General features: G+C 64.1%; 12 protein-coding genes and 1 tRNA gene. 7 read left to right on the forward strand and 6 right to left on the reverse strand.

Annotated features, from left to right (window positions below; genetic code table 11):
• Nucleotides 1-22 precede the first annotated feature (22 nt).
• From AAFN88_RS08175 to AAFN88_RS08185, 3 genes are all read left to right on the forward strand, one after another.
• Nucleotides 23-2,092, forward strand: coding sequence for a methyl-accepting chemotaxis protein (locus AAFN88_RS08175; protein ID WP_347519723.1), 2,070 nt, complete (start codon nucleotides 23-25; stop codon nucleotides 2,090-2,092).
• 511 nt (nucleotides 2,093-2,603) lie between these two features.
• Nucleotides 2,604-2,679: transfer RNA gene (locus tag AAFN88_RS08180), tRNA-Asp, on the forward strand.
• Nucleotides 2,680-3,187: 508 nt separating this feature from the next.
• The gene (locus tag AAFN88_RS08185) at nucleotides 3,188-4,315 is read left to right on the forward strand and encodes a slipin family protein (protein WP_347519724.1); all 1,128 of its coding nucleotides are present in this window, start codon (nucleotides 3,188-3,190) and stop codon (nucleotides 4,313-4,315) included.
• A 178-nt stretch (nucleotides 4,316-4,493) separates the two neighbouring features.
• Here the strand turns inward: AAFN88_RS08185 and AAFN88_RS08190 are convergent, their stop codons facing one another.
• The gene (locus AAFN88_RS08190) at nucleotides 4,494-5,186 is read right to left on the reverse strand and encodes a hypothetical protein (RefSeq protein ID WP_347519726.1); all 693 of its coding nucleotides are present in this window, start codon (nucleotides 5,184-5,186) and stop codon (nucleotides 4,494-4,496) included.
• Between the two features lie 50 nt (nucleotides 5,187-5,236).
• Between AAFN88_RS08190 and AAFN88_RS08195 the strand changes: the two genes are divergently transcribed.
• Complete coding sequence (locus AAFN88_RS08195) at nucleotides 5,237-5,884, forward strand: cupin domain-containing protein (protein WP_347521650.1); 648 nt, start codon at nucleotides 5,237-5,239, stop codon at nucleotides 5,882-5,884.
• Between the two features lie 83 nt (nucleotides 5,885-5,967).
• Here the strand turns inward: AAFN88_RS08195 and AAFN88_RS08200 are convergent, their stop codons facing one another.
• From AAFN88_RS08200 to AAFN88_RS08220, 5 genes are all read right to left on the reverse strand, one after another.
• The gene (locus AAFN88_RS08200; protein ID WP_347519728.1) at nucleotides 5,968-7,182 is read right to left on the reverse strand and encodes an aminotransferase class I/II-fold pyridoxal phosphate-dependent enzyme; all 1,215 of its coding nucleotides are present in this window, start codon (nucleotides 7,180-7,182) and stop codon (nucleotides 5,968-5,970) included.
• A gap of 100 nt (nucleotides 7,183-7,282) precedes the next feature.
• The gene (locus AAFN88_RS08205; protein WP_347519730.1) at nucleotides 7,283-8,563 is read right to left on the reverse strand and encodes a sugar-transfer associated ATP-grasp domain-containing protein; all 1,281 of its coding nucleotides are present in this window, start codon (nucleotides 8,561-8,563) and stop codon (nucleotides 7,283-7,285) included.
• A 386-nt stretch (nucleotides 8,564-8,949) separates the two neighbouring features.
• Nucleotides 8,950-9,441 carry a GNAT family N-acetyltransferase gene (locus AAFN88_RS08210; RefSeq protein ID WP_347519731.1) on the reverse strand — a complete coding sequence of 164 codons (492 nt, stop codon included), beginning with the start codon at nucleotides 9,439-9,441 and terminating at the stop codon, nucleotides 8,950-8,952.
• A gap of 11 nt (nucleotides 9,442-9,452) precedes the next feature.
• On the reverse strand, nucleotides 9,453-11,336 hold the full coding sequence (locus AAFN88_RS08215) for a UvrD-helicase domain-containing protein (RefSeq protein WP_347519733.1): 1,884 nt from the start codon (nucleotides 11,334-11,336) through the stop codon (nucleotides 9,453-9,455).
• Nucleotides 11,333-13,561: an ATP-dependent endonuclease gene (locus AAFN88_RS08220; RefSeq protein WP_347519735.1), complete on the reverse strand. Its 2,229-nt coding sequence runs from the start codon at nucleotides 13,559-13,561 to the stop codon at nucleotides 11,333-11,335. The genes AAFN88_RS08215 and AAFN88_RS08220 overlap by 4 nt, the downstream gene beginning before the upstream one ends.
• A 453-nt stretch (nucleotides 13,562-14,014) precedes the next feature.
• Between AAFN88_RS08220 and AAFN88_RS08225 the strand changes: the two genes are divergently transcribed.
• The 3 genes from AAFN88_RS08225 to AAFN88_RS08235 all read left to right on the forward strand — a co-directional run bounded on the left by AAFN88_RS08225 (nucleotide 14,015) and on the right by AAFN88_RS08235 (nucleotide 17,953).
• On the forward strand, nucleotides 14,015-15,910 hold the full coding sequence (locus AAFN88_RS08225) for a propionyl-CoA synthetase (protein ID WP_347519737.1): 1,896 nt from the start codon (nucleotides 14,015-14,017) through the stop codon (nucleotides 15,908-15,910).
• 201 nt (nucleotides 15,911-16,111) lie between these two features.
• Nucleotides 16,112-16,921 (forward strand): SDR family oxidoreductase, encoded by an 810-nt coding sequence (locus AAFN88_RS08230; protein ID WP_347519739.1) that lies wholly within the window; start codon nucleotides 16,112-16,114, stop codon nucleotides 16,919-16,921.
• 33 nt (nucleotides 16,922-16,954) lie between these two features.
• Nucleotides 16,955-17,953, forward strand: a complete 999-nt coding sequence (locus tag AAFN88_RS08235) for an Ldh family oxidoreductase (protein ID WP_347519740.1) — start codon at nucleotides 16,955-16,957, stop codon at nucleotides 17,951-17,953.
• Nucleotides 17,954-17,993 lie beyond the last annotated feature (40 nt).

Genomic DNA, 17,993 nt, shown 5'->3' on the forward strand with positions numbered 1-17,993 from the left:
CGGCCACAGGAGTGACGACGCCATGTCTGCTGGTTCTGGTCTGGCCTTCTTGCGCGGCCTAAGCGTAAAGGCGAAGATTCTCGGCTGTTTTTTGGCTCTGGCGATGCTGACGGGCGTTGCGGGCCTGCTGGGCGGCTGGACCGCCAACAGCATCGGTCAAGAGGGTGAGCGCGTGGGCGAACGGCTGGCGCCCTTGAGCGACGCCGCGATGGAGATCAAGTTGTCGGCCACCGAAGCCCATCTGATCTTCGAGGAGATCATGGCCGGCGACGCCGGCGAAGACATCCAGGCGGTGTGGGGTCTGCTCGACGACGCGCGATTCTATGCCAACGCCATCCTCAACGGCGGCGAGAACGAGGAAGGCCGCTTCTTCGCCAGCGAGGACCCGGTCGTGCGCGCCCACATCTCCAAGGTTCTTGAGAACCTCGACAGCTTCATCGCCGTGGCCGAGGAGCGCTATGCCTCGCTGAACGACAATCAGGGCGTCGGCAGCGGCGCCGACGAGCGCTTCGACGAGCTCTATGACGGCCTGCTGGCCGGCATCGGGGCGGGCGCCAATGAGGGCGTTCTGAGAGATGTGGCCGAGGCGCAGCGCCTCGCCGGCGAAGCGCGCTACCTGCTGGCCAACGGCCACCTGATGGTGGAAGAGGTCTTGGGCGGCGATGCCGGCGAGGACATCGCCGAAGCCACCGGCAACTTCGCCGAGGCCCAGGCGCTTGTCGCCAAACTGGGCGAAACCTACCGCATGGCCGGCGCCTCCGAGCTGCTGAGCGGCATCCAGGAGCTGAGCGACCTCGCTACGTCCCGCTACCAGTCCAGCCTGGATGTCTCCGGCGCCGGCAGCGAAGCCGACGAGGTTTTCGACGCTTCTTTCGAGATTCTGATCGAAACGGCCGACGCCGCGGAGGAAGCGGTCCACCGTTCGATGGAACTGGGTCTGGAGACCTTGAGCGGCAACCGGAGCGATGGGGTCATCATGATCGTCATCGCCACGCTGGCTTCCTTCATGGTGGCGGTGACGCTGGCGCTGGTCATGGGCCGTGTCATCTCCGGGCGTATCGGCCGCCTGTCCAGCGTCATGCAGCAGTTGGCCGAGGACGACTTCTCCGTCAGCGTGCCCTTCGCGGAGGACAAGGACGAGATCGGCGCCATGGCCGGCACCGTCGAGGTCTTCAAGCAGAACGGCGTGAAGGCGAAGGAACTCGCCGAGGCTCAGCAGAAGGAACAGGCCACCAAGGAAGCCCGCGCCAGGCAGATCGAGGACTTCTGCCAGAACTTCGACCAGAAGGCTGCGGCGGTGCTGCAGGCCGTCGCCACCTCCTGCGAGGAGATGCGCTCTGTCGCCCAGAAGATGAACGCGACGGCGGAGGAGACGGCGGAGAACGCCAAGCTGGTGACCAGCGCCGCCGAGGAGGCTTCCTCCAACGTGCAGACCGTGGCCTCCGGCGCCGAGGAGCTGTCTTCCTCGATCGGTGAAATCTCGCGCCAGGTCGCCCAGTCCAACGACTACACCACCAAAGCGGTGGCGGAGACCGAGAACATCACCGGACGGGTCAAGGGTCTGGACGACGCCGCACAGAAGATCGGCGACGTCATCGGCCTGATCCAGGACATCGCCGAGCAGACCAACCTGCTGGCCCTGAACGCCACCATCGAGGCGGCGCGCGCCGGCGAAGCCGGCAAGGGCTTCGCGGTCGTGGCCAGCGAGGTGAAGACTTTGGCGACGCAGACCGCCAAGGCGACGGAGGAGATCGCCCAGCAGATCGGCGGCATGCAGGACGCCACCGGCGGCACCGTGTCCGCCATCGATGGCATCCGCGACATCATCGGCTCGATCAACGAGAACGCGGCGGCCATCGCCGCGGCGGTGGAGCAGCAGAACTCCGCCACCTCGGAAATCGCCCGCAACGTGCAGCAGGCGGCCGCCGGCACCAGCGAGGTCTCGGCCAACATCGGCGGCGTCAACGCGGGTGCGGCGCAGACCGGCGCCGCGGCTTCCCAGGTGCTCAGCGCCGCCGATGCCCTCTCGGCCCAGGCCGACGAGTTGCAGCGCGAGGTGCAGGACTTCCTGAACTCCGTGCGCGCCGCCTAGGCCGACACCCAAACTTCCGTTTCCCCTGCGCCGTCTCGGGCGGGCCCGGCCGGGCTTCCTCCGAGGCGGCGCAACTTTCTTTGCGCTTCACGGCCGCGATCTTTCGCGATCGGTCTTTTTTCGCCTCGTCTACAGGTTCCGGTTGATTTTCGACTCCGGCCTGGCCTATACCCCGCCTCCCGGACGCACTCCCGCGCCGGATTACGCGAAACGGAAACCCGATGACCTTTATGGATCGTCACATAAGCCCCGACGAAAGGGCCAACACAGACCGGGTCTAGAGCCCGCGGTTTCCGCGCGACTCCTGCCCCGGCGAATACGACACGGAGGCAGGAAAGAAATGAGATCACTCGAGACATAAAAGACGAACGGCATCCCTCGCGAGAGGATCAGGAGCCCTATTCGTTTGGTACTTGGCAGACCGCTCTATGGTCCGGGTTCCGTAGGCCCGGCCGGCGCGCTGGACGTTCGTAATGCGTCCTGCGTGTGTCGAGCAATAGGTACCTTAGCGGCCGAACTAGCTCAGCGGTGAGAGCACCGGATTGTCGATTCGGGGGTCACGGGTTCGATTCCCGTGTTCGGCCCCATGGATGTAGCTCAGTTAGGTTAGAGCGCTAGACTTGGACTCTAGTTGTCGCGGGTTCGATTCCCGCCATCAACTCGGCCTGATAAGCCGACTCAGCCTCAAAAGCTGATCCGAAACGAAGGATGCCGGAAGAGCGCCAGGCCCCGTCTGGAATCGTAGCGTGCCGCTTCGGCGGTGCGCCGCGGCGAAGGGCAGGGGCCAGGCGGCGGTTCGCTTCCGCGCGTCCCCACCGCGCTCTCCGACGCTGCCCGCAAGGACCTTCGGCACGCCCTTTCCGCATTTTCGGGAAGGGAACCCCGAGGGTCCCGCGCGGGCGGGGGGGGGAGAGGGCCGGGGCCGTCCAGCAGCCGGCGTCGGGGCTCTTCCGGTGTTCCTCAACCGATATTTTTTAGGAGCATTCCGGCCCCCGAAGCGGGGCGAAAAACATAAACAAGCAATGCTCCGATCCCTCGCGGGACAACCACAGAAGAAGAGAAGAGAGAAGAGAAAAAGAAGAAAGGAACAGACCGATGGTTTTCAAGACCGAGAAGATCGCGGACTACGAGCTCGGTCTCCTCTACCGGGACCGGGCCTTCCAGAAGGTGCTGGCGCCGGGCGTGTACCGCTTCCTGCCGGGCCGGGCGGAGATCGAGGTCGTGAAGCTCGACCTGCGGGCCCTGCCGGTTCGCGACGCGGCCCTGGCGGCGCTCTACCTGACCCACCCCCAGGTGGTCGAGGCGCACTTCCTCGTCGCCGACATGGGGGATGGCGATCTGGGCATCGTCACCGCCGACGGCAAGCTGGCCGGACTGGTGGCGCCGCGCAGCGTGGCGTTCTACGCCAAGGCGCTGCGGCAGGTGAAGCTGGAGGTGGTCGACGCGGCCACCGCCTTCGAGCTGCCGGAGCGGCTGGTCGGCCCTTTGGCGCGGCTGGGCGCGAAGGATCTGGTGGCAGTGGTTGAGGTGGTCTCCGACCACGTCGGCCTGCTCTACCTGGACGGCGTGCTGCAGAAGCAGCTGAAGCCGGGGCGCTATGCCTTCGTGAAGGCGCTGCACCGGGTCGACGTGGCCTCCTTCGATCTGCGGCTGCAGACCTTGGAGGTGACCGGCCAGGAGCTGCTGACCAAGGACCGGGTCGGCCTGCGGGCCAACCTGACCGCCGTCTTCAGGATCGTCGATCCGCTGAAGGCGGTCGCCCTGACCAGCGACCTGAAGGACTTCCTCTACAAGGAGCTTCAGTTCGCGCTGCGTCAGGTCATCGGCACCCGGACCCTGGAGCAGGTGCTCGGCGACAAGCTGGGCATCAACCAGGCGATCGAGGCGCTGGTGCTGCCCAAGCTGGGTGACGCGGGCCTTGCGGTGCCCTCCGTCGGTGTGAAGGACATCATCCTGCCCGGAGACGTGCGGGAGCTGATGAACCGGGTCATCGAGGCGGAGAAGACCGCCCAGGCCAACGTCATCAAGCGGCGTGAGGAGACCGCGGCCACGCGGTCCCTGCTGAACACCGCCAAGCTGATGGAGGACAACCCCATCCTCCTGCGGCTGAAGGAGCTCGAGGCGCTTGAGAAGGTGTCCGAGAAGTTCGGCAACGTCGTCGTCACCAACGGTGTCGAGGGCGTTCTGCAGGATCTGGTGCGGATCCGGCCCAAGGGTGCCTAGGCACGCGAAGGCCGGCGATCCACTGGACTGCCGCCCCGGGGCTTAAGAAGGGGCCGGTGCCATCCAACGATGGGTGGTTCCGGCCCCGCTTTCTTTTTCCGCTCCCCGTTCCGCAGTTCCCCTCCCCCTTGACGGGGGAGGGTTAGGGAGGGGGTGGGGCGGCAGACTCGTTGTCTGGCTACGCCCAGGTCAGCACGAAGAGGCCGGCGAAGATCACCGGCACCAGCGTCAGAGCCGCGACGATCAGCACCGGATAGCCGAAGACGGCGATGCCCGCGGCCAGCAGCAGGAAGCAGTTGAAGGCCAAGAAGGCCTTGGCGCTGGCGCGGCCGTGAACGGCGTCCTTCAGCAGCCAGCCGGCGACAGGCACGGCGTAGAGCGCGCGCAAGGCGGAGCTGCCCAGGGCCTTGAGGCCCGTGCCGCGATTGCGGGGAGCGGCGGCGGCCTTGGCGCGCAGGCGGTGGCGGTCCTGCGTGCGCGCCTTCTCGCCGAAGCGGATGGCGAAGAAGATCAGCGCGCCGACAACCGGCGGCAGGGCCAGCAGGGCGGGGGCCAGCCCTTCCGCCGCCAGGATCGGCACGCTGGCGAGGCTGCCGAGCAGCGAGATCCAGGGCAGGGCGGCGATGGTGAGGCGCACGGCCGTGTTGCGCGGGCGCGCGAACTCGTCGGCGCCGCTCATGGAGTTGGCGAGGAAGCCGAGGTTCACCAGGAAGAACCAGGCCAAGAGCGGCAGGCAGACGGCGGTCAGCGCCGCCACCAGCGGCAGGTCCAGGTTGCGGGTCGAGCCCGGCAGGATGGTCAGGTCCAGGCCCAGCCACACCGCGAAGGGCAGCAGCATGAAGAGGCCGATGAGGTAGGGAAGATGACGCATGGGGAGGGGGTCCAGCCTTGCAGTTGGGGGGATCGGTTTTTGTTGTTCTGATGTGCCAGTCAGGTGCCCCGGATATAGGGCCTGCCCCCCGCGCGATCGACTTGCAAAGGTGTCGCAGGGCATTTTGCCGCACCGCGGTAAGTTGCCGCAGAGGCTGGGTTTTTGCCCATCGCTGCCGCCCTGGGCTGAAGCGTGCTAGCGTCGTCCGCGCGCTGGTTGCGCTAAGGCCCAAGCTCATTGACTGCCGGGAGCACCGCCATGCCCAAGATCGACCTCGCCGCCGTGCCGCAGCACCGGGGCGCGGGCTATCCGCCGCCCTGCGCCGGGCGCCTGCGCCAGCGCCTCGGCGATGCCGGGGGGCTCAGCGACTTCGGGGTGAACCTCATGCGTCTGCCGCCGGGCAACTGGTCGAGCCAGCGCCACTGCACAGCCACGAGGACGAGTTCGTCTTCGTGCTGGAAGGTGAGGTGGTCCTGGTCGAGGACGGCGGCGAGACGCTGCTCGGCGCCGGCGACTGCGCGGCCTTCCCCAAGGGCTCGGGCGACGGCCATCACCTGATCAACAGGTCGCAGGCCGTGGCGGTCTACCTCGACGTCGGCTCGCGGCAGCCCGACGACCTCACCACCTGCGCCGACATCGACATGAAGAGCGCCAACGCCGACGGCCGCTTCGTCCATAAGGACGGCACGCCCTATTGACGGTATTCCCCTCTCCCTTCAAGGGGAAAGGGGTAAACCTAACAGCCTCTCTTCTCTGTGAGAGAGGGCCGTCCTGAAGCGCCTCAGGCCGAGGCGCTGTACGGCCCGGCGGCGTTGCGGCGCGCATCTTTGACCGCCGCGGCGGCCTCGATCAGCGCGGTTGCCACGCTGTCCAGTTCGTCCTGGGTCAGGCGCGCCGGCAGGCGCACGTCGCAGGCACGCATCAGCATGGCGCGGGTCTTGGGCAGGTCGCGCTGTTCGCCGATGAACTGCCAGTTCCAGAACGCCCGCGCGTTGTCCTCCGACATGCCGAAGATCTGCACCGGCACGCCGCGCGCGTTGGCCGCCTGCTGGAAGGCCACGGCTTCGGCGTCGCCGTCGAAGCCTTCCAGGTTGAACTGGATGGAATCCGGCGCGCGTTCCTCCTGGGGGAGCGGGTCGGGCACCGCCAGCCAGGGCGAGGCATTCAGCAGCCGCGCCACGTAGTCGTGGTTGGCCCGCCCGTCGCGCACGCGCCTCGCCAGTTCTTCGATCTGCGAGCGCGCCACGGCGGCCGACAGGTTGTTCATGCGCATGTTGTAGAGCGGCAGGCGGTTCTGCCAGAAGCGACAACGCTCGTGCACGATGGCGTGCTTCAGCCAGTTGTGCTCGTAGGCACCGGACATGATCACGGCCCGCGCGATGATGTCGGGGTCCTGGGTGATCAGCATGCCGCCCTCGCCGGCATTCATCATCTTGAACGACTGGAAGGAGAAGCAGCCGATGCGCCCCAGGGTGCCGATCTTACGGCCGTTCCACAGCGTGCCCAGGGAGTGTGCCGCGTCCTCGACCACCGGGATGCCGCGTGCCTCGCAGAGCGCCAGGATGGCGTCCATGTCGGAGGTGTGGCCGCGCATGTGGCTGATCAGCACTGCCTTCACGTCCTCTTCCAGGCAGGCCTCGAAGTCGGCCAGGTCGATGCGGTAGTTCGCGCCCACCTCGACCAGTAGCGGCCGGCAGCCGGCGTGCACCACGGCCGAGGGCACGGCGGCGAAGGTGAAGGCGGGGATGGCGACCTTGTCGCCCGGCTCCAGTCCCAGCGCCTTCAGCGCCAGGAACAGCGCCGAGGAGCAGGAGCTCACCGCCAGCGCGAAAGGCACGCCCATGTGGGCGGCGAAAGCACGCTCCAGCGCGGCGGCCGGAGAGTCGGCGTCGGCGCGGTAGCGGAACAGGTCGCCGCTGGACAGCAGCGCCTCGATCTCCTCGCGCGCTGAATCGGGGATCGGCTCGGCATCGTAGAGATTCGGTGGGCTCGCCATCATCGCATATCCTTGTTCGCGCCGGGCCTTTCCTGCGGGCCCGGCCGTCGTGACCCTAACAGCACTTTCCCCACACAGAGCCCGCGGCGGCGCGTGGCGCTCACAGCCTGCGGTAGCCGCAGGCGCGGAAGAAGTCGCGCACCTCGTCGGTCAAGAAGCCCTCGCCGGTGGCGAGCTGAGGCAGGTCGAAGCCGCCGCCGGTGTTGATCTCGATCAGCACCGGGCCGTTTGGGGTGATTGCCACGTCCATCGACTGGTAGCGCACCGGCCGGAAGATCGGCGCGCAGTTGCGCGCCAGCTCGATCACGCGCTCCCAAATCGGCAGGTGTTCGCCCACCAGCGGCGCGCCGCTCACCGGGTCGGCGTCGTGGTCGGTGGTGCCCAGCGGGTCCTTGGTGCGCGCGGTCAGGATTTCGCCGCTCGCCACGTCCAGCTTGCAGGCCAGGTTGCCGGGCCGCCAGAAGCTGTCGGCCACGTTGCCGCGCGCCGGCAGCTTCAGCACCGCAAAGGGGATCTTCACGCCGTCGTCGGCGATCAGGATGCAAAGGCGCACCGTCGCCAGCGCGTCGGTATAGCGCTGGAAGAAGTCGTGGTTGCGCTCCAGCCGCTGCAGCAGGTAAGGCGTATCGCCGACCAGTTCGTCGATGCAGGCCTCGTAGCCGACGCGCCCGCGGCCCGCCAGCGCCAAGCCCTCGTTGTCGGCGGTCTCCACCAGGAAGGCGCCGAAACTGCAGATGCCGCGGTTCTCCTTGCCGAAGGCGGGCAGCACGCCGGGCGCCGTCATGAAGGCGCGCAGCTCGGCCGCGGTAGCAATCTTCTCGGTGCCGGGATAGCGCCGCGCGCTGCGGTCGATCACCGCCAGGGTCTGCGGCACTGGAATGTCGCTGCGCGCCAGGATGTGGGAGCAGAGCCACTTGTCCTCGGTGGTCGCCTGCCAGGTCATGTCGCAGCAGGCGTGGGTGATCGGCCAGTGCAGGGTGTTGGTGATGAAGCGCGCCTGCCCGACCGGGCTGTGGCGCTGCCGGTCGTAGACGCCGTACTGGATGTATTCCGGCAGGGTGATCCGGCCGGGGCCGCGGTGCAGGCGGAAGTACTCGCGCACCAGCTCGAAGGGGCCGCGCCCGCTTCTCTGCTGGGCGTGGCGCAGGTATTCGGCGATCGGTGGCTTGGCCTTGCTCTGGTCGGCGCGGTCGTGGCTGACAGCATGGGCCAGCCGGTCCTGCCGGGCGCGGGCATCGTCGCCGCCGGCGGCCTGTGCCGCTGCCAGACCCGCCCGCCCGGTTTCCGGCCCGTTCTGCGCCGCTTCGTGAACCGTCTCTGCGTGATCCGCAGGATTCCCTTCGGCGGGCGTTTCGGCCGCCTGTTTCGCCGCGTTGCTCATGGGCGCGTTCCTTCTCTGCAAGGCCCCACCGCCGGGGCCATCTCGGCCTGGCCGCCTGCGTCCCGTGCGGCGCCACCCGCGGCCAGTTTCGCGTCCCGGCTTTAATATTGTGTAAATGATATACTCCGGCGTGAGCGCCGCCCTCGGCGCCATGCGAAGCTGGATGAGGGGGATGCTGAAGTAGGGGAAGGGACGCCCTGTCTGCCGTCACCCTCGGGCTTGTCCCGAGGGGCCCCAAGAGCTTCAGGGGGGCCGAGGGACCGGGCGGCTGCCGCTAAATGCCCGGAACAAGCCCGGGCAAGGCGACCTGAAAGCCCTTAAAGATCCTTCCGGTAGACAATGAACTCCGACTTCTCCGCCACCCGGTCGTAGAGCCGCCGCCCCGTCTAGCGCCCGCCCTTGATCTCGCGCTCGTAGATGATGGCGCCGCTGTTCTTGGCCACGGCGTCGTAGAGCCGCCGCGCCGTCGCGTTGTCGCCTTGCGTCTGCCAGTAGACGCGCTTGGCGCCCGCCGCCGTGGCCGCGTCGCAGACCGCCTCGATCAGCGCCCGCCCGACGCCTTGCCCGCGCGCCGCCTCGGCGGTGAAAAGGTCCTCCAGGTAGCACAGCGAGCCCAGGACATTGGTGCTCAGGTGATAGAGGTAGTGGGTGAAGCCCAGCAGGCTGCCGTCCTCCGCTTCCGCCACCAGTCCCCACAGCGGCTGGGCATCGTCGAAGAGCCGCCCCCAGGTCATCGCCGTCACGCCGGGTGCCACCGGCGGCTCGCCGGCCGGCCCCCAGGCGTGCCCGTAGAAGACGTTGTAGGCATGCCAGAGGGGAAGCCACTGGTCGTGGTCGTCAGGGCGCGGCGGGCGGATGAGGGGGGAGGTGGAAATCAAGATCTTTGTGTTCAAAGAGTAACGATGTCGTCTGATTGAAAGAATGTCTTGGCTTGGATTGCTTCGCGCATTCGTTCGACGTCTTCAGCAAATACGACAACTGCCAAGTCATGGAGGGCGCGCGAGCAGCACACGTAAAATAACCGCCTCGTTCGATCGATGACGGAGTCTTTCTTTTGGTCGATATTATCTTGATCTTTTGCGGTGAGCTCAGTGACTCCAAAGTATTTTCCGTAAGAGAACGCAGGATTTACACCCTCTTGGTCATCAATGACTAAAAGAACCTTTTCGAACTCGGCCCCCTTGATTCCCTGCTGGGTGGCGAAAGGTGAAAGATCCTCAATATAGCGGCGATAACCCCACAATTCAGTTGCCGGGCTTAGCGCGAAGCGGTGAGCAGCATTCTCAGGTGCCTCCTGTTCCGGTGGTTGACCTTCTTGGTACAGCTTAAGAAGATCATCGAAACGTTCGTCGAGTGCCAGGAGCCTATTGTTTTTAAGGAACAAAAAAATATCACCGATTGTATGGCCGCCATCTGGTTCAAATCGCTGTGTCAATTCAGCAATATTGTCCTTCAAATCTGCAAGAATCTCAGCCGCATCTAAGCCTGCCAAGTGTTCGGGTTGAAGGCACGGGCAATATCGGCGCAACATCCGCATCACCTCGAACTCAGAATTGCTATGCTGTGCGGCAATCAACGGCAAAATGTAAGAAAGGAAAGGCCTTACAACCCAAGCTGTGCCATCTACAAGTCCTGACTTTAGGTCTTCGGGCGCCTTATCGTTAAGCGCTGAATAAATGCTGGGAAAGCCAAGTCGGTTAGCCGCCATCCGATGGACGAGAACAAGGAGCCGTATGTCAGCCTCCACCGCATCCTCGTCTGCGCACCAATCTTCGTCGTCATCTTGTTCGGCAAGCCAAGATCTTGCGTTTTCAAGGCGCTCTTGCCGCCTTTCGTCTGCGGGCAATATCACGACTCGTGCCGTGCCCTGGACAAAGACATTTTTGCCATTTATCTCCTTTACGCGGCCGCCCGTCTGCTCAAGCCGGTCATCCTCTGCACGAATGCTGTTGATAACCGCTAGCACTTTCTGTGGGCAACGAAAATTCTCAGGTTTCCGCAGCGTCACCCAACCTTCCTCCGTTGCGATCGGGCCAGCCCCTTGCATGTAGATTTTCTGTACTGGATCACCGAAGAACCCGAGACATAAATCGTGGTATCCATCCGTTGCAATGATTCGGAGCGCCTCAACGAAATTTGGATCGGTATCCTGACTCTCATCGACAAAGATAACGGGAAATCTACGTGCGATGACCTTGCGCATGATTTCACTGTTGCGGATAAAATCCGGACCGATGCTTAGGATGTCGCTATGCCCCAGGATGCCGTTCGAGTAGTCACTTCCGGTGCCATAGCGGAAGGTCTTCACCCGTTTGATCTCATCTTTTTGGCGGGTATAGCGTTCTATATCTTCCGCTGCTTTTGCCTTTGTTGTTGCGCGGCTACGAGGATTCCCGATTTTCTCATTCGCCTCGGCGATCTTTCGATCGAGTCGCTCAAGCACCCAGGTTCGCAGGTTCTTTTGGAAGGGCTTAATAACAGTCCAAAGAAAGCTGTGAATGGTTGAAATATGAAATAGGTTGTCGCCACCGACATCACCTTTGATCTCCTCCACAGCAACTTCCGTATAAGTGATGCAAGCAATCTGTTTCCCCTCACGCCTAAAGCGCGGGCCTTGTGAACATGCAAGGTGTGCAAGGGCTTTGACGAGCGAAGTGGTCTTTCCTGAACCAGCGCCAGCAACCATCACGAAGTGACGGGTGCCCTCGCTATTCAGGCGGTCCCGAAGGGCGACGTCGGTCTCGGTGTCAGGTTTGCCTATGCGGCTCGTCATGCAGCCTGATCCTCTCCGCCTTCTTTGTCAGTGATCGCCACGCCTAGCTCTTTCTCGAGCCAGAGCAAACCTTCTAAGATGTACGATGGCACTTTCCAGTCAACTGGGCCTTTTGCGAGTAGTGCTAGAGCGAAGTCAGTCTTCTTAAAGCTCGACCTATGAATTCGCTTGTGTAGACGTTCCCCAACGCCTTCAACATCATTCACGTTGGGTATGCGCAAACCAAGATCCGCATTCACCTCGATTTGCGTCCAAGCTAGATTTTCGAATGCGAAAGCTTCTTCGAATGTCCGTCCTGCGCGGTCTGAGATGTTATTGTCCAGTTCAAGCTGAACAGTTAAGGGGTAAGTCACCCGTACACCAAACGAGTGTTCTCCATCTTGATATTGCGTTTTAGCTTCAGGGCCGAGAGCCAAAAGCTGATCAATTTGCTCTCGTGCAGGCAGCCAGTCGATCAACATCCTATTCGAGGTGACAGCGTTTGGTTCTTCTGGCCGACATGTGCGCCCAGGTTTTGCTCCTTCAATCTCTTCTTCATTGCCGCTTTTATGATTGCCGGTTTCGCCGCTGTTTGCGTCGGCCTCTTCTCCTGGCCCGGCGCCATACACGCTATCGAGATCGGTGATTATCAACGTCGTAATGCCGAGAAACTCAATCAACGTGCGGAACCGATGGGCAAATGCGCCACCGACTTCGAGCACGCTCAGATATGTTGATCTCAAGCCCGGCGCGGAATTTAGGATGAACTGGGGCATGAGAAGCCTCTCTACATTGCCTTCTACGAGTATTGCGGCGTCTGCAAAGAAGAGGTCGCAGTGGGTGAGCTTTAGGTATCGCTCTAGAAAATCCCGACTCGGATTTGCGGTTCGTTCGTAGAACTCCGAGAGGTTTAAGACCCGAGAGCGCTGGGTTAGTCCGCTATTTTCCCGGCGAAAGTACCTAATAGGGCGGAAGCCTCGTTCGTAGAGAATGTGTGGAGAATGGGTCGTCAGAGCTAACTGTGTTGTAAAAGATGCGATGCCGTCGGATTCCTCGGCGAGAATGCCGAGTATCTTATTTACGAAAACTTGTTGAAGTTGTGCGTGCAGGTGCGCTTCTGGCTCTTCGACAAACACCAGATGAACGGGAGGTCGGTTTTTCTCGGTATCTATCCACTGCGCGTGATAATCGAGCAGTTGGACAACCATGTAGACAAGGTTCTTGAAACCTAAACCGCTGTACTTGTCAGGAAGAGTTAGGTCACCATCATCAAGAGCGTAATGGACCTGCGTCCCGTCATGGCTGCTCATGACGGTTGCCGGGTTCAGCGCTGATCTAATGACGAGCCGTGGATTGGTAAGACCTGGATAGCCCAGTTCGGCAAGATGGGAGAGCGTGCCCGCAAAAACTTGCTCGAGGTGAGAATCAAGTAGTCTCTGCGATTCCGATAGTGCGCGAATCGCGTTGAAGTCGTCAGCATGTCTCTCAAGATTGCGGCTATAGTACCGGCCAAGATGCTTCGATAGCTCTTCGGAACGACTGCCGCCTTCGCTATCGGAGAGGTGCCTTTGAGCGTGAAGTGTGTCAGCTTTTATAAGAGAGTCGACAATGTCTTTCCCAGTGCGCCCTTGTTCCCGAAGTAGCTCGAGAGGTGCGTAGTCTGCGCGAGGTTCGAGTTCCTCATCGAACTGCGCAGGGTCGAGTACGAAATACTTGAACCCATACTCACGCTTGATCTCCTTCTGAAGATATTCGGTGAGGTTCCGCGGGAAGGCGACAAATTCATCTTGATGTTCTGCACCTGCGGCATTTTCGGCTGCGGCTGCCGCCTCTTGGGAGAGCCGTTGTTTTTCCCTGAAGCGTTCAAGGGTTTCTTGCGGTCTCTGTGACTCAAAACTTATCCGAAGGCCGACTCGGCCACCTTGCCAATCGAGACTCGGCAGTAGATCAATGACGCGATGTAGGTCGTCATCGTCGACCGAGAACCAGAGATCTATCGCCATCCAAGGAAGCGCCGCGTCATTTTCACCGCGCGCGAATGCTTCAATCTCGGCCCAGAGGCTCGCGCTGATGTCGTGAAAAGAAAATCTGTCGCGTGAACCTGATAAGAATGAATGGATTGCTTGTGCTACTGAGGTCTTTCCGCTGTTGTTGGCGCCAACAAAGATTGAGATGTCCTTGTCAAAGTCGATCTTGGTATCCATCAAGCGGCGGTAGTTGTGAAATCTCACGTTGCTCAGATGCATTTAGTTAGCTCGCCGTATTTTAGCCAATTCTTCTAATGCTAATTCTTTGCCGGAAGGAACGCTACTTCCGATTGTAGTCTTCGCGTGGTTGGGAGTGCATGTTCTCAGCGACTTCGATATTGAGGAATGGCGTTGAAGCAGCCTGGGCGTGGAGCGAAGCAGGGTGGGCTGTGCTTCTGACAATGCTGGCTTGGCCCTGCTTGACCTAAATCACGGCCCGCAAGCCGCTATTTCCCCAGGCTTTTTTTCGCGGGATTCCGGGATTATTCTCAGATCCAACGACGGGTGGGCCGCGCCCTTCGAGACGCATCCCTGCGGGATGCTCCTCAGGGTGAGGCCCAGGAAGGGGTGGTCCGGCCGCTTCATCCTTCGAGACGCCTTGCCGCGCAAGGCTCCTCAGGATGAGGGCGGGGGCGGCTCTACGGCCGAGAGCATAGAGGGAGCGATGTGACCATGGGGCGTTTTGACGAGGTCTATCAGGCCTCCATGCAGGACCCTGAGGGGTTCTGGGGCAAGGCGGCGGAGGACATCCACTGGATCGAGAAGTGGGACAAGGTCCTGGACGACTCGGACCCGCCCTACTACCGCTGGTTTGCCGGCGGGACCCTGAACACCTGCTACAACGCCGTCGACCGCCACGTGAAGGACGGGCGCGGCGACCAGGCGGCCATCATCTACGACAGCCCGGTCACCGACACCGTCAGCCACCTGACCTATCACCAGCTCCAGGACGCCGTGGCCAAGTGCGCCGGGGCGCTGGCCGCGCGCGGCGTCGAGAAGGGCGACCGGGTCATCATCTACATGCCCATGGTGCCCGAGGCCCTCATCGCCATGCTGGCCTGCGCAAGGCTTGGGGCCATCCACTCCGTCGTCTTCGGCGGCTTCGCGGCCAACGAGCTGGCGACCCGCATCGACGACGCCCGTCCCAAGGCGATCCTGTCGGCCTCCTGCGGCATCGAGGTGAACCGCGTCATCCCCTATAAGCCGCTGCTGGACGCCGCCATCCAGATGGCGATCCACAAGCCGGCGTTCTGCCTCCTGCTGCAGCGCCCGCAGGAGCAGGCGGAGATGATCGCCGGGCGCGACCACGACTGGAACGAGGCCGTGGATGCTGCCGAACCGCACGACTGCGTGCCGGTGGCCGCCACCGACCCGCTCTACATCCTCTACACCTCCGGCACCACGGGCCAGCCCAAGGGCATCGTGCGCGACAACGGCGGCCACGCGGTGGCGCTGAAGTGGTCGATGAAGAACATCTACGACATCGAGCCGGGGGAGGTGTACTGGGCGGCCTCCGACGTCGGCTGGGTGGTCGGCCACTCCTACATCTGTTACGCCCCGCTGCTGCACGGCGCGACCACGGTGATCTACGAGGGCAAGCCGGTCGGCACCCCGGACCCGGGCGCCTTCTGGCGGGTCATCGAGCAGCACAAGGTGGTCAGCCTCTTCACCGCGCCCACCGCCTTCCGCGCCATCCGCCAGCAGGACCCGGAGGCCGAGCACCTGGCCAAGTACGACCTCTCGCTCTTCCGCGTGCTCTTCCTGGCCGGGGAGCGCTGCGACCCCGACACCCTGGAATGGGCGCTGGAGAAGCTGCAGGTGCCGGTCATCGACCACTGGTGGCAGACCGAGACCGGCTGGTCCATCGCCGCCAACTGCATGGGCATCGAATATCTTCCCGTCAAACCGGGCTCGCCGACGCGCCCCGTGCCGGGCTGGGACCTGCGCGTCCTCGACGCCGACGGCAAGGAAGTGCCGGCCGGCAGCATCGGCGCCCTGGCGGGCAAGCTGCCCATGCCGCCGGGCTGCTTCCCGACGCTGTGGAACGCCAAGGAGCGCTACACCAACGCCTACCTGAAGAACTTCCCCGGCTACTACGAGACGGGGGACGCTGGCATCATCGACGAGGACGGCTACGTCCACGTCATGGCGCGCACCGACGACATCATCAACGTCGCCGGCCACCGGCTTTCGACCGGCGCCATGGAGGAAGTTCTGGCCGCCCACCCGGACGTCGCCGAGTGCGCCGTCATCGGCGTCGCCGACCAGCTGAAAGGCCAGCTCCCGGTCGGCTTCCTGGTGCTGAAGGCCGGCGCCGACTCCTCCAACGAGGTGACCAAGGAAGTGGTGCAGATGGTGCGCGACCGCATCGGCCCGGTGGCCGCCTTCAAGTCCGCCGCGGTGGTCAAGCGCTTGCCCAAGACCCGCTCCGGCAAGATCCTGCGCGCCACCATGCGCCAGATCGCCGACGGCGCCGAGGTCAAGGTGCCCGCCACCATCGACGACCCGGCCATCCTGGACGAGATCAAGGAGACGCTGGCCAGCATCGGCTATCCGAAGGCGGGTTGAGGCGTTATAAAGCGGGCAAGAGTTTGCTGTGGCGGCAAAGGCGAGCGTCTGTCTGCGCCGCTGTCACCCCCTACCCATCCTTCCCCCATCAAGGGGGAAGGGGCTCTTCTGAGCCGCTTCGACATCTTGTTCCCTCCCCCTTGATGGGGGAGGGTTAGGGTGGGGGTGGGGCACCGTGAAGAATTTGAGGGGACCGGAACTATGCGTGTGAAAGACCAGGTCGTCGTGATCACCGGCGCGGCGTCCGGGATCGGCTACGGCTGCGCGCGGCGCTTCGCCGCCGAGGGCGCCAAGGTGGTGCTCTCCGACATCGACGCGGCGAAGGGGCAGGAGGCCCTGGAAAGCCTGAAAGGCGAGGGGGCGGAGGCCGTCTTCGTTCCCTGCGACGTCGGCGACAAGGCTGAGGTCGAGGCGCTGATCGCCGAAGCCGTGAAGGCCTTCGGGCGCATCGACTGCATGGTGGCCAACGCCGGCATCGTGAAGGCGGGCGACTTCCTGGACTTCACCGAGGAGGATTTCGACGCGGTGCTCCGCGTGAACCTCAAGGGTGTCTTCCTCTGCGGCCAGGCGGCGGCGAAGCAGATGGTCAAGCAGGGGCCCCGGACTGGTGAGGGCGCCGACGGCACCTGCGGGACCATCGTCAACATGTCCTCCGTCAACGCCGTGATGGCGATTCCGGCCATCACCCCCTACTGCGTCGCCAAGGGCGGGGTGAACCAGCTCACCAAGGTCATGTCGCTGGCGCTGGCCGACAAGGGTATCCGCGTGAACGGCGTCGGCCCCGGCTCGATCAACACCGAGATGGTGCGCGCCGTGAACAACGACCCGGCGGCCTGGAACCGGCTCATGTCGCGCACCCCCATGGGCCGTCTCGGCGAGCCGGAGGAGATGGGCAACGTCGCCGTCTTCCTGGCCTCGCCCGCTTCCAGCTACGTCACCGGCCAGACCATCTACGCCGACGGCGGCCGCCTGGGCCTGAACTACACCGTCCCCGTCAAGGAGGATGGGTGAAGGATTAGGAGCGGGCAGAGCAGGACTCGGTCCGTGGCCGAGATTACCGTCAGCTTCAACGAAGCGCTGGCCGCCGCGGTGGCGGCGCTGAAAGCTGCCGGGGCGTCGCCTGCTCATGCCGCCGCGACCGGGCGCGCCCTGGTGACGGCGGAGGCCGAGGGCAACCGCGGCGTCGGCCTGAAGCATCTCTTCGCCTACCGCGACGCCCTGGCAGCCGGGCGCGCCAGGGGCGAGGCCGAGTCGGTCGTCGAGGAAGTCACCGAGGTCGTGACGCGCGTCGACGCCGCCGAGGGCCTGCCGCACCTGGGGTTCGAGTTGGCGCTGCCGCGCCTTTCGGAGGGGGCGGAGCGGCTGGGTCTGGCCCTGCTGACGCTCAGCAACGGCTATCCCTGCGGGGCGCTGGGCTACTTCGCGCGCAAGCTGGCCGAGGAGCACGGCTTCGCCGCCCTGGTCGCGGCCAACGCCGGCCCGGCGGTCATGGCCGCTTCCGGGGGCAAGACGCCGGTCTTCTGCACCAACCCCATCGCCTTTGCGGTGCCGAGGGGCACGGAGGATGCGCCGGCCCTGGTGATCGACCAGTCGTCGTCCTCCTCTTCGCTCGCCAAGCTCCGCGAATACGCAGAGGCGGGGCGCGAGATCCCGGAGGGCTGGGGACTCGACCCGGCGGGCCACCCCACCACCGACGCCCGCGCCGCCCTGGCCGGCAGCCTGTTGCCCTTCGGCGGTGCGCGCGGCGCCAACATCGCGCTCATGGTGGAGATGCTGGCGGCGGGCCTCACCGGCGCCAACTGGTCGAAGGACGCGCCGGCCTTCAACAAGGGGGCGAAGTCGCCGGGTGCGGGCCTCTTCGTTCTCGCGGTCTCCCCGGTCTCCGGCTTCCATGCGCGCCTGCACGACTGGTTCGAGGCGGTGCAGGCCGACGAGGGCGTCCACCTGCCCGGCCTCGCCAAGGGCGAAGCCCTGCACCACGCCCGCCACCGCGGCTTCGCCGTCGACGCCGAGCTGTGGACGCGGGTGAAGGCGCTGGCTTAGGCCTTCACGTGCAATCTCTATTGAGGGCGTAATCCGGAGG

Origin of the sequence: Pelagibius sp. CAU 1746, from assembly GCF_039839785.1 — a bacterium.
GTDB lineage: Bacteria > Pseudomonadota > Alphaproteobacteria > Kiloniellales > Kiloniellaceae > Pelagibius.